At 65.1% G+C, this 12,955-nt stretch carries 11 protein-coding genes and 1 pseudogene; 5 read left to right on the top strand and 7 right to left on the bottom strand.

Features of this window, described 5'->3' with window-relative positions:
• Positions 1-165: 165 nt before the first annotated feature.
• Positions 166-1,418, top strand: a pseudogene (locus tag GFS60_RS29620) (hypothetical protein).
• An 88-nt stretch (positions 1,419-1,506) separates the two neighbouring features.
• Positions 1,507-2,673 carry a glutamate--cysteine ligase 2 gene (locus tag GFS60_RS29615; protein ID WP_159926664.1) on the top strand — a complete coding sequence of 389 codons (1,167 nt, stop codon included), beginning with the start codon at positions 1,507-1,509 and terminating at the stop codon, positions 2,671-2,673.
• Positions 2,674-2,786: 113 nt separating this feature from the next.
• Here GFS60_RS29615 and GFS60_RS29610 read toward each other — a convergent pair whose 3' ends face one another.
• The 3 genes from GFS60_RS29610 to GFS60_RS29600 all read right to left on the bottom strand — a co-directional run bounded on the left by GFS60_RS29610 (position 2,787) and on the right by GFS60_RS29600 (position 3,852).
• Positions 2,787-3,050 carry a type II toxin-antitoxin system RelE family toxin gene (locus GFS60_RS29610; RefSeq protein WP_159926663.1) on the bottom strand — a complete coding sequence of 88 codons (264 nt, stop codon included), beginning with the start codon at positions 3,048-3,050 and terminating at the stop codon, positions 2,787-2,789.
• Positions 3,047-3,322 (bottom strand): type II toxin-antitoxin system Phd/YefM family antitoxin, encoded by a 276-nt coding sequence (locus GFS60_RS29605; protein ID WP_159926662.1) that lies wholly within the window; start codon positions 3,320-3,322, stop codon positions 3,047-3,049. Before GFS60_RS29605 ends, GFS60_RS29610 begins: the two co-directional genes overlap by 4 nt.
• Before the next feature lie 218 nt (positions 3,323-3,540).
• Positions 3,541-3,852 (bottom strand): type II toxin-antitoxin system PemK/MazF family toxin, encoded by a 312-nt coding sequence (locus GFS60_RS29600; protein WP_236603324.1) that lies wholly within the window; start codon positions 3,850-3,852, stop codon positions 3,541-3,543.
• 296 nt (positions 3,853-4,148) lie between these two features.
• Here GFS60_RS29600 and GFS60_RS29595 point away from each other — a divergent pair, with 296 nt between their 5' ends.
• Both GFS60_RS29595 and pdxS read left to right on the top strand, forming a co-directional pair.
• On the top strand, positions 4,149-5,696 hold the full coding sequence (locus GFS60_RS29595) for an amino acid permease (protein ID WP_159926659.1): 1,548 nt from the start codon (positions 4,149-4,151) through the stop codon (positions 5,694-5,696).
• Positions 5,693-6,583 (top strand): pyridoxal 5'-phosphate synthase lyase subunit PdxS, encoded by an 891-nt coding sequence (gene pdxS, locus GFS60_RS29590; RefSeq protein WP_159926657.1) that lies wholly within the window; start codon positions 5,693-5,695, stop codon positions 6,581-6,583. Before GFS60_RS29595 ends, pdxS begins: the two co-directional genes overlap by 4 nt.
• 23 nt (positions 6,584-6,606) lie before the next feature.
• On the opposite strand, the gene GFS60_RS29585 is transcribed toward pdxS, so the two are convergent.
• Genes GFS60_RS29585 through GFS60_RS29570 form a run of 4 tightly spaced genes read right to left on the bottom strand, consistent with a single transcriptional unit; the run spans position 6,607 to position 10,863 of the window.
• Positions 6,607-7,290 carry a phosphonatase-like hydrolase gene (locus GFS60_RS29585; protein ID WP_159926655.1) on the bottom strand — a complete coding sequence of 228 codons (684 nt, stop codon included), beginning with the start codon at positions 7,288-7,290 and terminating at the stop codon, positions 6,607-6,609.
• A gap of 43 nt (positions 7,291-7,333) precedes the next feature.
• A complete protein-coding gene (locus GFS60_RS29580; RefSeq protein WP_159926653.1) occupies positions 7,334-9,040 on the bottom strand; it encodes a cobaltochelatase CobT-related protein in 1,707 nt (568 codons plus the stop codon).
• A 10-nt stretch (positions 9,041-9,050) separates the two neighbouring features.
• Complete coding sequence (locus GFS60_RS29575; protein WP_159926651.1) at positions 9,051-10,019, bottom strand: AAA family ATPase; 969 nt, start codon at positions 10,017-10,019, stop codon at positions 9,051-9,053.
• A 10-nt stretch (positions 10,020-10,029) separates the two neighbouring features.
• Positions 10,030-10,863: an IclR family transcriptional regulator gene (locus GFS60_RS29570; protein ID WP_109334702.1), complete on the bottom strand. Its 834-nt coding sequence runs from the start codon at positions 10,861-10,863 to the stop codon at positions 10,030-10,032.
• A 199-nt stretch (positions 10,864-11,062) separates the two neighbouring features.
• On the opposite strand from GFS60_RS29570, the gene xsc reads away from it, so the two are divergent.
• Positions 11,063-12,871 (top strand): sulfoacetaldehyde acetyltransferase, encoded by a 1,809-nt coding sequence (gene xsc / locus GFS60_RS29565; protein ID WP_109334701.1) that lies wholly within the window; start codon positions 11,063-11,065, stop codon positions 12,869-12,871.
• Positions 12,872-12,955 lie beyond the last annotated feature (84 nt).

Below are 12,955 nucleotides of genomic sequence, written 5' to 3'. Positions count from 1 at the left end.
ACCCTGAACGCCTTTGGATAGCCGAAGTCGTAAAACCGTTCGCCACAGTCGAATACGTACCGTCTCGCAGAGACCGCCGCATACATGACTCCGCGGATATTCGAGTTCTGGTCACTGCTCCGGTGTTAACGTGGACGCACAGGGCGACCGGAGAGGTGCTTGTCGATGACTGGTTCCATTCGGAGATTGGCCACCGTGGCATTGACGCTGGTCGCTGCCGTGTTCATCGTCTCCCCACCGTCGGCGTATGGCTTCGCCGAAGACATCTGCTACAGCCCGGACGGTGCGCCACCACACAACTGTGCGCCTCTTCCACCCAGCTGTCCGCTCGACGACCCCAACGGCCCGATCTGCGGCCTCGAGGCATTCGCGCGTTACGGGTACACCCTGCGTCAACCGCTCGGCGGACGCAGCCTCGTGCACGCCGACTCCACGTACATCATCGCCCGCACCGTCGGCTTCTCAGAGCGAGATGCCTATTGGATCGCGGCATACGACGAAGCGACCGACCTCGGCACCTTCGCGCCGCGCGACATCAACGGCCGACTCGTCCCCGACGCGGACGCGTGGACCACCAAGGACATCGGCGGCCTCGTGCGCACCCACTTTGCCACCGGTGGGTTTCTCTTCCACTTTCTGCCGACGATGCGTGGCCCGCGCGATCCCGAGCCCGGGGCTTGCGACCCGATATCGGTGATCCGCGACACGAGGTCATGCTCACGCACGTGCGGCGCTGGGCGATGGCAGGCCCGGGTAGTAGCACTCCCCTGTGCACGGCAGGCTTCACCAATCAGTCCGCGGACGGCGACTATGCCACTGGCACAGAGTGTTACGGAGACGATCGGCCTGTGCAGATCAACGGTGTGTACAGCCTCGAGACCCCGGTCGCAATTCCATTCACCAATGTGACTGGCCAGCAGGTCATTTCGGGGGAAGTCCGATCGTCGCAATTCGATTCCTGGATCGGCAGCGAATCTTCGAACGCGAGGATCGGCATCTACCTGCACGCACTCGGTGACCGCATTTCGCATCATGTCTGCACTGACGCCGGGACGATCATTCCACCATCGCCGGATCGGCCGGAGTTCCGGATCGATCTGAACAAACCCACGTGTGACCAGGGTCCGCACGCAGTCCGTCACGAGTACGAGACCGGTGTGGATTTCACCGGGCTCGCGCCCGAGGACCAGACCACAGAGGCGGCGCTGTCGATGGTCTACGACGAACTCGTCGACTTCGCACGAATCCGCGGAACTCTGAATGCCCGGGCCACGGCACCTGAGACGAAGAAGGCACTCCTGCACGACGGCCTTCTGCCTGCGTTGGAAGTCCGGCAGCCGGTCGAGCGCCTGCACGCCGTCACCGAGGTCGGATGCCGATTCGGTGTACCGGCATTCCCCGGAAATTCCGCGTGCTGAGGCTGATCGCTGCGCACTGAGCGGGCCCGCGCAGGAACAGCCTGGATGCTCGTAAAGTTGGTGGTATTCGTGGGTTGGAGGTACGAAAATGGCAACCACCACCGTGCCGTCGAGTAGCTCGTTTCTCCCGGCGGGTCCGACTCTGGGGGTGGAGGAGGAGTTCGTCCTCGTCGACCCGAACACGGGACGACCCAGTCTGTACAACACCGAGGTCTGCGAGGCCGGGAACGAGCTGGGCATCGTCCTTCAGCGCGAGTTCTGTCGCTGCCAGATCGAAACGTCGACGTCGGTCGGCACCCACATCCGCGATCTGCGCGATCAGTTGTGTGAATCGCGCGCGGTGACCGCCGACGCCGCTGCCCGCACCGGATGCCAGCTGCTGGCAGTCGGAACGCCGATGTACGACCCGCCACCGAATTCGAATTCGATTACCGACACACCGCGGTATCAGCAGATGGCCGAGCGATTCGGCGCCCTCTCCACGGGCGTGATGTGTGGCTGTCACGTGCACGTCGGCATCGAGGACCGCGAGCAAGCGGTGCAGGTGAGCAACCATCTGCGGCCCTGGTTGCCGGCGCTGCTGGCGCTGACCGCCAATTCCCCCATCGCCGGCGGCCTCGACACCGGTTATGCGAGCTGGCGGTACGTCCTGTTCGGCCGGTGGCCCAGTGCGGGACCGCCACCGTACTTCCAGTCCGCGCAGCACTACGACGACGCGGTGCAGGTGATGCTCGAGACCGGCGCCATCCTCGACACCGGAATGGTCTATTGGGATGTGCGGGTGTCGAATCATCTCCCCACTGTGGAGATCCGGATCAGTGACGTCCCCGCCACCATCAAGGAGACGATGACCCTGACCACCCTGGTGCACGCGTTGGTCATGACCGCGGTCAGGGCGATTCACCGCGGCGAATCGGCGCCGGCGATCGATCAGCAGGTGTTGCGCGGGGCGTGCTGGTTGGCGGCCCGCGACGGGCTCGCCGGGCACGGTCTCGATCCGGTGACCGCGCACCGGATGCCCGCGCACCGCCTGGTGTACCAGCTTCTGGCACACGTCAAGCCGGCTCTGGCGGAGCTCGGTGAGTACTGGCAGGTGAATACGTCGCTGGCGTCGGTGCTCGATCAGGGCAACGGGGCTATCCGGCAACGCCAGACCCTTGCCCACCGGGGCAGTGTTGCCGAGGTGATCTCCGAATGCGCACGCCGCACCTTCGAAGGTTGCCTCCCCGAACCGGGCGATGCGCTGCCGCTCTGAAACCGCACGACGACTGGGAGCCGGCCTGCGTCCCCGCGCCCCAGCTGTTGGGTCTCGGTCATCGGACCGTGCCGGAAGCGGATCCGCTACCTACGCGGTGCGATCGTAGTCGTTCAGTGTCGCTGGTAGATCTCACGGCGATGCCCGACTGTCAAGACGAGCACCAAGAGCCGCTCGTCCACGATTTCGTAGACGATTCGGTAGTCACCGGTTCGGACTCGCCACTCCCCTTTGCCGCCGACCAGGCGCGTCGCTGCTGGCGGCCGTGGCTCGGTGGCAAGCAGTTCGATGGCCGCTTGCACTCGTCGGCGTACCTGCGGATCGAACTTGCGCAACTGCCGCGCAGCGGCAGGGGTCAGTGAGACCTCGTAGATCATGCAAGGCCGAGGTCAGCCTTGACCTCATCCCACGGTATCGGCGTCTCCCCGGTCGTCTGCATCTCGGCGCGGGCCTGCTCAGCAGCGCGAATGTCGGCCATGTCTTCTGCCAGCTCGAGAAGGCGATCGAGGTCGTCGGCATCGATGACAGCTGCAACCCGACGTCCGCGGCGAGCGACGTAGACGGGTTGGTGTTCGGTGCGAGCGCGATCGATGATCGCTGCAAGATGAGTGCGTGCATCGGAAATGCTGAGAGCAGCGGCATCGGACATGTACTAACTGTACATCAGAGCAGGAAAAAGTACGAAGTATTCGCATTTTGTACAGACCGAGGCTCGCAGGAAGGTCGACGCCTCGGACCGGCGGCATCGCTACAACGCCCTCGCATACCTGTTACGGCGCGGCGGTTTGACTTGAAGACCGACCGCCACAGCGAGCCTGTCGCCGGTAGACGATCCGCTTGCGACATCACGCCGTCGAGAGAGTCGGCTCAATCGGCAAGTCCTTGAAATACGAAAAGAGCACGGTCCAGCCGAACCAGATCGGCAGCGGCGAGTTGGCCGAGGCGTTCGTGCATATTCACCCGCGGCATCGTCGTGACCTTGTCGACCATGATCTGACTCGGCTTCTCGATCCCGGTCCTGTCGGTCGGCTCCACAGCGATCCGGGCAAATGGCGCCTCGACCGGATTGGTCGTTAGCGGGCACACCGTGACCGAAGCGGTTGCGTCAAACCGATCGTCCTGGACGATGACCACGGGTCTCTGGCGGTGCCCGCGTACCCGCTCTCGTGTGCTTGCCATGTGGCAATGTGACATGTAACGAGGTCGGTCGACAACGGTCGCGCGCCCGCTAACGGATCCGCTTACGCGATCGCCAACGTCTCAAAATGCTACTGGCGGCGAGATCTACACCAGGGCGCCTGGTCCCTCTCCTTCCCTCAGATCTGGTTCTGGGCGGTCTGCATCTCCGAGTCGTAATGTGAGGTGACTCCCGCAAAGGTGATGTGAGTCACACATACCAGGGTGTTCGATCCGCGCCGCTCACCGGCAGGACAGGCAGGGTGGCGCGGACTTCGCCGCCGCTATTTGGAGGAAACGTGGACAGTACCGTTCCTGAACACACCGACAACTCCGGTTTGGGCAAGGGGCTCAAACGCCGGCACATGAACCTGATCGCTCTCGGTGGCGTGATCGGCGCCGGCCTTTTCGTCGGCAGCGGTGTCGTCATCGGCGGTGCGGGCCCGGCCGCGATCATCTCCTTCCTCATTGCAGGCGTCATCACGTTGCTGATCATGCGGATGCTGGCGGAGATGGCGGTAGCAAGGCCGGTGGTCGGGTCGTTCTACGTCTATGCCCGGCAGGCGCTCGGACGTCGCGCCGGGTTCGCGACGGGGTGGATGTACTGGTACTTCTTCGTCATCGTTGTTGCTGTCGAGGCCGTCGCCGGCGGCCGGATCTTGCAGCTCTGGCTGCCGATGATCCCGCTGTGGCTGCTGAGCCTCGGACTGATGCTGCTGCTCACGGCCACCAACATGGTCTCCGCCCGGTCCTACGGTGAGTTCGAATACTGGTTCTCGTCGATCAAGGTCGTAGCGATCGTCCTCTTCCTCGGAATGGGTGCCCTGTGGATCACCGGGCTGTGGCCGGACTCGACGCCGGGGCTCGGCAACCTCGTCGACCACGGTGGATTCACCCCGCTCGGCTGGGGCGCAGTCCTCGCCGCGGTCGTCCCCTGCGTCGCCTTCTACACCGGTGCCGAGATCGTGACGATCGCGGCCGCGGAGTCGGAGGAGCCGAAGCGGGCAGTGGCCCATGCCATGCGGTCGATCGTGGTGCGCATCGTGACCTTCTACGTCGGCTCCATTCTCGTCGTCGTCGCGATCCAGCCGTGGAACACCGAAAGCGTCGGTGTGAGCCCTTACGCCGCGGTGCTCGAGGTGCTCGGAATACCCGGCGTCGCCACGATCATGAACTTCATCGTCCTCACCGCGGTGCTCTCCTGCCTGAACTCCGCGCTGTACACGACATCGCGAATGTTGTTCGCGCTGACCCGCAACGGCGACGCACCGAAGTTCTTCACCAAGCTCTCCCACAACGGTGTGCCTCGTCGGGCGATCCTGCTCGGCACCACCGTCGGATACGTGTCGGTTGCCTGCACCTATGTGTGGGGTGACATCGTCTTCAGCTTCCTCGTCAACTCGTACGGCGCCGTCGCGCTCTTCGTGTACCTCCTGATCGCCATCTCCCAGGTGGTGCTCCGGCGCAGACTCGAGCGCGAAGATCCTGCCGCACTGCAACTCCGGATGTGGTTGTTCCCGTGGCTGAGTTACGCGACCATCGCCCTGATGGCCACCGTCATCCTCGCGATGGCTTTCCTGCCGACAACCCGCTCCCAGTTCCTCATGAGCGGACTGACGCTCCTCGCCATCCTGGTCACCTACGAAGTGCGGCGGTGGCTCGGCAAAGGCGGAACCGACGACGACGCGCTGTCCGGTGCTCCCCCTATCGGTTCGCAGGACGAGTCGGTCGCGGAGGCCGAGAAGCGCATCGAGGCGATCGAAACGCTGGGCGGCTCGGACCTCGAACTGCTGGCCGCGGCACAACAGGATCCACACACCGACCGTCATCAGAGGAGAGAGTCATGAGCGCATCCACCACCGGCACTGCGCGCGTCAAGCGGGGCATGGCCGAGATGCTCAAGGGTGGGGTCATCATGGACGTCGTCACCCCCGAGCAGGCGAAGATCGCCGAGGACGCCGGCGCGGTCGCGGTGATGGCGCTCGAGCGGGTGCCCGCGGACATCCGCGCGCAGGGTGGGGTGTCGCGGATGAGTGATCCGGACATGATCGACGGCATCATCTCCGCGGTCTCGATCCCGGTGATGGCCAAGGCCCGGATCGGGCACTTCGTCGAGGCGCAGATCCTGCAGTCCCTCGGGGTCGACTATGTCGACGAGTCCGAGGTCCTGACCCCGGCCGACTACGCGAACCACATCGACAAGTGGAAGTTCACCGTTCCGTTCGTCTGCGGTGCGACCAACCTGGGTGAGGCGTTGCGCCGGATCACCGAGGGTGCGGCGATGATTCGGTCGAAGGGTGAGGCCGGTACCGGCGATGTGTCGAATGCCACCACGCATATGCGGACCATCGGTGGGGAGATTCGCCGGTTGACGTCGCTGAGCGAGGACGAGCTGTATGTGGCGGCGAAGGAGTTGCAGGCGCCGTACGACCTGGTGGTCGAGGTGGCGAAGGCCGGGAAGTTGCCGGTCACCATGTTCACCGCCGGTGGCATCGCGACCCCGGCGGATGCGGCGATGATGATGCAGCTCGGCGCGGAGGGTGTGTTCGTCGGGTCGGGGATCTTCAAGTCGGGTAATCCGGCGGAGCGGGCCGCGGCGATCGTGAAGGCCACCACCTTCTTCGACGACCCGGACGTGCTCGCGAAGGTCTCTCGTGGGCTGGGTGAGGCGATGGTCGGGATCAACGTCGACGACATCCCGGTTCCGCACCGCCTCGCCGAACGTGGCTGGTGAGGTACCGAACCCACAGTCGTCGTTCAGCCCAGCAGTCCGGGGATGTCCGCAGCGCTGTCCAGGATGTGCGTGTGGGGCTCGAGCCTCAGCGTCGCCGCGTCGTGCGCGCCGGTCAGGACACCCACGACGTATCGTGCCCCGGCGTTCGTCCCGGCCCGGAGATCGTTCGGAGTGTCCCCACCCACCAGCACCTCGTCGACGCTCTGCACTCCGGCGAGTTCCATGGCGTGGAAGATGAGATACGGCGACGGCCTGCTCATCCGCACCTGATCGCTCGTGATCACACCGTCGATGTCCCGGCCGATCTCCCACCCGACCTGCTCCAGTAGTGGTTCCGCGATCTGGCGTGAATAGCCGGTCTGGAGAACGACCTTGATGCCGCGCTGCCGCAACGTATCGAAGGCGTCGTGAACCCCGGGCAGTGCGGTGGGCGGAGTCTTGCGGTACGCCGCCAGAAGCATTGCGGTGAAATCGGATTCGACGGCGTCCAGTACCTTCTTCTCGGACGACGTGCCGCTCTCCCGCAGCAGGCCCTCGATGGCCTGCCGCTTGCCGGTGCCCTTCCACCGGTCGAACCGATCGTCCGGAATCGGTTTGCCGAGGTGCTTCTCGACGGTGTCGCGTAGCGCGACGTACACGGCGCCGCCTTCGTCGACGCTCGTCCCGGCGATGTCCAGAGTGACCAGAGAGACTCCGGGTTCGGTCATGGGTGTGACTCCTCTCTGTTGAGCCACCGGCAGGTGATGGCTGTCAGTGGGCGATGATCGACAGCACGTCGGCGATGACGTCGCTGTTGGTACCGCACGACAGATCGAGCGTTCGGCAGCGGTCGTAGTACGGGCTCAGGTCCAGCCCGACGCCCAGTCCGTACACCTCGACGGCCCGCTCGTCCTCGTGTCGCTCGACCACGTCCTGCAGGTGGTGGTCCAGGTAGAACTCGTCGTTGGCCAGCGCGGTGGCGCCGTCCAGGGGGCTTCCGTCCGAGATTACGAACAGTAGCCTCCGGCCCTGGGTGCCCCGCAACCGGGAGCACGCCCAGTCGACGGCCTCACCGTCGACGCCCTCTTTGAACAAATCGTTCTTCAACAGTCCCGCGATTTCGGGTCGGGCTCGGCGCCAGGAGGTTTCGGCGTCCTTGAACACCAGCTGCCGCACCTCGTTGAGCCGTCCCGGGTTTCGCGGACGGCCGGACCGGAGCCAGTCTCGGCGAGCTCGGCCCCCGTTCCATGCGGCGGTCGTGAACCCCAGGATCTCGCAGCGGGCGTCGGCCAGTTCGAGTGCCCGGGCGAATACGTCGACCAAGACCGCGACCGGTTCGCCGAACTCCTTCATCGAACCGGAGCAGTCGATGAGGAAGGTCACCGTCGTGTCGGTGTGCGGCTCGGTGCGTTCGGCCCGGAAGAGTCTGCGCTCGGTGGGCGAGGTGACGAGCTGGGCGAGCCGCCGACCGTCGAGGTATCCCTCTTCCCGGCCGCCGTCCCATCCGTCGGGGACCGGTTCCGCGAGCACGGCTTTCAGTTGCCGTCCGAGTTTCCGGACGTTGAGGTGCTGCAGGTCGATGACGAGGTCGAGTCGCCGGCGGTACTCCTGGAGCAACTCCGGCCGGACGAGGGACGCGATCTGCCGGGTCTCGTCGTAGGCGCGGGTGAACACGCGGTATCCGTCTTCGCCCTCCCCCAGCGCACGACTGCGTCCCGACACCGCGGCCTGGAAGGTCTCGTCGTCTTCGGGGTCGAAGTCGAACAGGAGGGAGAACGCCGTCCGGCCGTCACTCCGGTCGTCGGCCGAGACGTCCGTGTCGGTGGGTGACTCCAGGTGGCGGCCGATCAGCTCGGCGACGGCCTGCGCGTGGATCCCGAAGTCGTTTTGCGAGAACCGGGTTCGACGCAACCATGGGAGGTGGGCGCCGAGAATGGAGGCGAGAGCGAACCGGGTCGATTCGATCAGGTCCTCGGTGGCCTCGGGTATCGGTTCGGCGGTGATCCGGGCCCGGCACATCTGTGTCACCGTGAACAGCAGCATTCCGTGCACCGTCTCGGTCAGACCGGACGTCACGTAGTCCTGCGACCACTGCGTGAAGCGATGGAAGAGGTTGGCGCGCACGCCGCTCCACGCGTCGGCGGCCAGCGACTCGACGCGGAACTGTTCCAGAATCTCGAAGACCAGCCGACCCGCCGTGTCGTCCGGGCACAGGCTGCGGTGCAGTACGGGATCGGTGTGGAGGAGGCGCGACGCCATGCCATCCGCCGCGCCGCGGAATGACGTGAAGTCGGCGTCGTCGACCGACGGGTGCAGGTGCGGGGCGGGCATCGGCACGCGCCGATGTCCACGATGGAGTTCCGGTCCGCGGAAGTGCAGTTCGCCCTCGCCCGCGAGGGCGCGGATCGCGGCGGCACAGAGTTCGTGAACCTCCTGCTGACGGCGGACCGAGGTGGGGCGCACGGACAGTTCTGTCATGACTGTCCGCTCAGGCCGTGCTCGCCGCGAGCATCGACGACCGCTCCAGTTCCGAGTCGAAGCACCGCTGGAAGTACTCGGCGACGACGGGCCGCTCGGCCTCGTCGCACTTGTTGACGAACGACAGCCGGAATGCGAGCGCCGGGTCGTGGAAGATCTCGATGTTCTCGGCCCAGGTGATCACCGTGCGCGGCGACATCAGCGTCGACAGGTCGCCGACGCGAAATCCGCTCCGGGTCAGATTGGCCACGGCGACCATCGACCCGATGAGCTCACGGCTCAGCGACGGCACTCGTGCGGACACGATCTCGATTTCCTGTTCCGCGGGCAGGTGATCGAGTGTCGCGACGATGTTCCAGCGATCGATCTGCGCGTGATTGAGTCGCTGCACCCCGTGATACAACCCGTTGAGATTGCCCAGGCCGACGGTGTTGGCGGTGGCGAACAACCGGAAGGCCGGATGCGGAGACAGCACGCGGTTCTGATCGAGCAGGGTCAGTTTTCCGTCGCGCTCGAGGAGGCGCTGAATGACGAACATGACATCGGGACGGCCGGCGTCGTACTCGTCGAGGATCAGCGCGACGGGCCGCTGCAGTGCCCAGGGCAGAATGCCTTCCTGGAATTCGGTGACCTGCTTGCCTTCTCGGAGGACGACCGCGTCCTTGCCGATCAGGTCCAGCCGGCTGAGATGTCCGTCGAGATTGACCCGCACGCACGGCCAGTTCAGCCGAGCCGCGACCTGCTCGATGTGTGTGGACTTGCCGGTGCCGTGCAGTCCCTGGACCATCACCCGGCGGTTGCGGTCGAATCCGGCGAGCAGGGCGGTCGTCACCGCGTGATCGAACCGGTACGCGGGGTCGATGTCGGGGACATGGTCGACGGGTTCGCGGAAGGCACGCACCGGCAGGTCGGTGTCGAGTCCGAACAGCTCGCGCGCGGACACCACGTGGCTGGGGGCCGCAGTGGTCATTTCGGGCATGCGCCCTCCTTCAGTTCAGGTCTGTCACTTCGGTCTCCGTGACCTCGTTCTCGATCTCGCCGATGGCGTCGGCTGCCCGCCGTAACGCAGGAAGGAGCTTGAGCGCCTTGTCGGGAGTGAGTCGCATGACCGGGGCCTGGACCGCGATGCAGAGATTGGAATTGCCTGTGGCGCAGGGGACGAGCACCGCGGCGCAGACGAGTCCGGGGAGGAACTCTTCGTCGTCGATGGCGTAGCCGTCGCGGCGGACCTGCTTGAGTTCGGTCTCGATCAGTTCGATGTCGGTGACGGTCTTGTTGGTGTAGCGCTCGAGCGGCATCCGCCCGAGGAGTCGCCGGCGTTGGGCGGGGCTGAGCTGCGACAGGATCATCTTGCCGCTGGCCGAGCAGTGCGCGGGCACCCGCGAACCCGCATGGAGTGTAAACCGAAGGGGCTCCGAGGTTTCCACTCGGTCGAGATACACCACTTCGCTACCCGACAGGGTGGTCACGTTGCAGCTCTCGCCGAGTTCCGCGACCAGGTTTCGGAGGATGGCGTGTCGCGCACCGTGGTGGGTGTCGTTGAGCAGCAGATTCTCGGCGAAGCGACGCAGGCGCACGCCGGTGCCGTAATGCCTGCCGTTGTTCTGCCGGGTGAGGAGTCCGGCGCCCTCGAGCTGCTGGAGCATCCGGTGCAAGGTCGGCTTGGCCATGCCCGTCTCCTCGACGAGCCCCTGCAACGTGAACAGCTGGTCCTTGGACGCGATCATCTCGAGCAGCGCGAACAGGCGGAGCGTCGGCGTGTCTCCGGGTAGCTCCGTTGTCGGGTGTCCGTTCGACTCGTCGATCCGGTGAATCTCACCCACGGTTCCTCCTAGGCCCAGACGGCGACGCCTTCACGTCGTGTATCGAAAAATCATACATCCCGTTCCAGTTTTAGGAACATTCATTGACGAAGTGTGTGACGTGGCCTACAGTTCCAACACATCACAAAATCACGAACGAAATGTTCCGGTTTTTGACATTCTCTGCCGTTTCCGGCGCACCCCTGAAGGAGGATCACGCATGAGCAAGAAGAAGAACGGTGCCGATCGCACCGCTGTCTCCGGTGTACAGAAGATGACACCGTCGGAGGCGTTCGTCGAGACCATGGTCGCGAACGGTGTGACGGACATGTTCGGCATCATGGGTTCGGCCTTCATGGATGCGATGGACATTTTCGCGCCCGCCGGGATCCGGCTCGTCCCGGTGGTGCACGAGCAGGGCGCGGGACACATGGCGGATGGATATGCCCGGGTCAGCGGGCGGCACGGCATGGTGATCGGCCAGAACGGGCCGGGAATCAGTAACTGTGTCACGGCGATCGCCGCCGCATTCTGGGCGCACAGCCCCGTCGTCATCGTCACCCCCGAGGCCGGCACCATGGGCACGGGCCTGGGCGGTTTCCAGGAAGCCAACCAGCTGCCGATGTTCCAGGAATTCACCAAGTACCAGGGCCACGTCAACAACCCCAAGCGCATGGCCGAGTTCACCGGCCGCTGCTTCGACCGCGCGATGTCCGAGATGGGTCCGACGCAGCTCAACATCCCGCGCGACTTCTTCTACGGCGAGATCGAGACCGAGATCCCGCAGCCCACCCGGCTCGACCGTGGTCCCGGCGGCGAAAAGAGCCTGAACGAGGCTGCAGAACTGCTCGCCCAGGCCGAATTCCCGGTGATCGTGTCCGGTGGCGGTGTAGTGATGGCCGACGGCGTCGAGGAGTGCAAGGCCCTCGCCGAGCGTCTCGGCGCCCCCGTCGTCAACAGCTACCTGCACAACGACTCGTTTCCCGCCAGCCACCCGCTGTGGACCGGACCGCTGGGCTACCAGGGTTCCAAGGCCGCGATGAAGCTGATCAGCCAGGCCGACGTGGTGCTCGCCCTCGGCACCCGTCTCGGCCCCTTCGGCACGCTGCCGCAGCACGGCATGGACTACTGGCCCAAGAACGCGAAGATCATCCAGATCGATGCGGACCACAAGATGCTCGGCCTGGTGAAGAAGGTGTCGGTCGGAATCTGTGGCGACGCGAAGGCTGCCGCCGTCGCACTCACCGAACGCCTCGAGGGCAAGGCCCTCGCGTGCGACGCCAATCGGGCGGCACGCAGCGAGAAGATCGACGCCGAGAAAGCCGCGTGGGAGAAGGAACTCGACGAGTGGACGCATGAGCGCGATCCGTTCAGCCTCGACATGATCGCCGAACAGGAAGGCGAGGAGGGCAACTGGCTGCACCCCCGCCAGGTGCTGCGTGAGCTGGAGAAGGCGATGCCGGAAGACGTGATGGTCTCCACCGACATCGGCAACATCAACTCCGTCGCCAACAGCTACCTCCGGTTCGAGAAGCCGCGCAGCTTCCTGGCTCCGATGAGCTTCGGTAACTGCGGATACGCGTTGCCCACCATCATCGGCGCGAAGGCGGCGGCACCGGAACGGCCCGCCATCGCATACGCGGGCGACGGCGCCTGGGGGATGAGCCTGGGCGAAGTCATGACGGCTGTCCGGCACGACATCCCGGTCACCGCCGTCGTATTCCACAACCGGCAGTGGGGTGCGGAGAAGAAGAACCAGGTCGACTTCTACAACCGCCGCTTCGTCGCCGGTGAACTCGAGAGCGAGTCCTTCGCCGGAATCGCACAGGCGATGGGCGCCGAAGGCATCGTCGTCGACAAGCTCGAAGAGGTCGGCCCCGCACTGCAGCGCGCGGTCGCCGCACAGATGAACGAGGGCAAGACGACGGTCATCGAGATCATGTGCACCCGCGAACTCGGCGATCCCTTCCGCCGCGACGCGCTGTCGAAGCCGGTTCGCCTGCTCGACAAGTACAAGGACTACGTGTAGTCCGCTTTTCCCACCACGTAGCCCCCGGCGCCGACGCCGGGGGCTACGTCCCGTGCTCTTCTGGTACCGACGACCGGGCGCCGT

The organism is Rhodococcus sp. WAY2, assembly GCF_009859915.1.
Lineage (GTDB): Bacteria > Actinomycetota > Actinomycetes > Mycobacteriales > Mycobacteriaceae > Rhodococcus_F > Rhodococcus_F oxybenzonivorans.
The sequence above is the reverse complement of the archived record's forward strand: the minus strand, read 5'-3'. Positions and strand labels throughout refer to the sequence as shown.

Excerpts from the sequence above, each read along its gene's own strand:
- GFS60_RS29615 (WP_159926664.1), top strand. The coding sequence starts at position 1,507 with ATGGCAACCACCACCGTGCCGTCGAGTAGCTCGTTTCTCCCGGCGGGT.
- GFS60_RS29610 (WP_159926663.1), bottom strand. The coding sequence starts at position 3,050 with ATGATCTACGAGGTCTCACTGACCCCTGCCGCTGCGCGGCAGTTGCGC.
- GFS60_RS29605 (WP_159926662.1), bottom strand. The coding sequence starts at position 3,322 with ATGTCCGATGCCGCTGCTCTCAGCATTTCCGATGCACGCACTCATCTT.
- GFS60_RS29600 (WP_236603324.1), bottom strand. The coding sequence starts at position 3,852 with ATGGCAAGCACACGAGAGCGGGTACGCGGGCACCGCCAGAGACCCGTG.
- pdxS (WP_159926657.1), top strand. The coding sequence starts at position 5,693 with ATGAGCGCATCCACCACCGGCACTGCGCGCGTCAAGCGGGGCATGGCC.
- GFS60_RS29585 (WP_159926655.1), bottom strand. The coding sequence starts at position 7,290 with ATGACCGAACCCGGAGTCTCTCTGGTCACTCTGGACATCGCCGGGACG.
- GFS60_RS29580 (WP_159926653.1), bottom strand. The coding sequence starts at position 9,040 with ATGACAGAACTGTCCGTGCGCCCCACCTCGGTCCGCCGTCAGCAGGAG.
- GFS60_RS29575 (WP_159926651.1), bottom strand. The coding sequence starts at position 10,019 with ATGCCCGAAATGACCACTGCGGCCCCCAGCCACGTGGTGTCCGCGCGC.
- xsc (WP_109334701.1), top strand. The coding sequence starts at position 11,063 with ATGAGCAAGAAGAAGAACGGTGCCGATCGCACCGCTGTCTCCGGTGTA.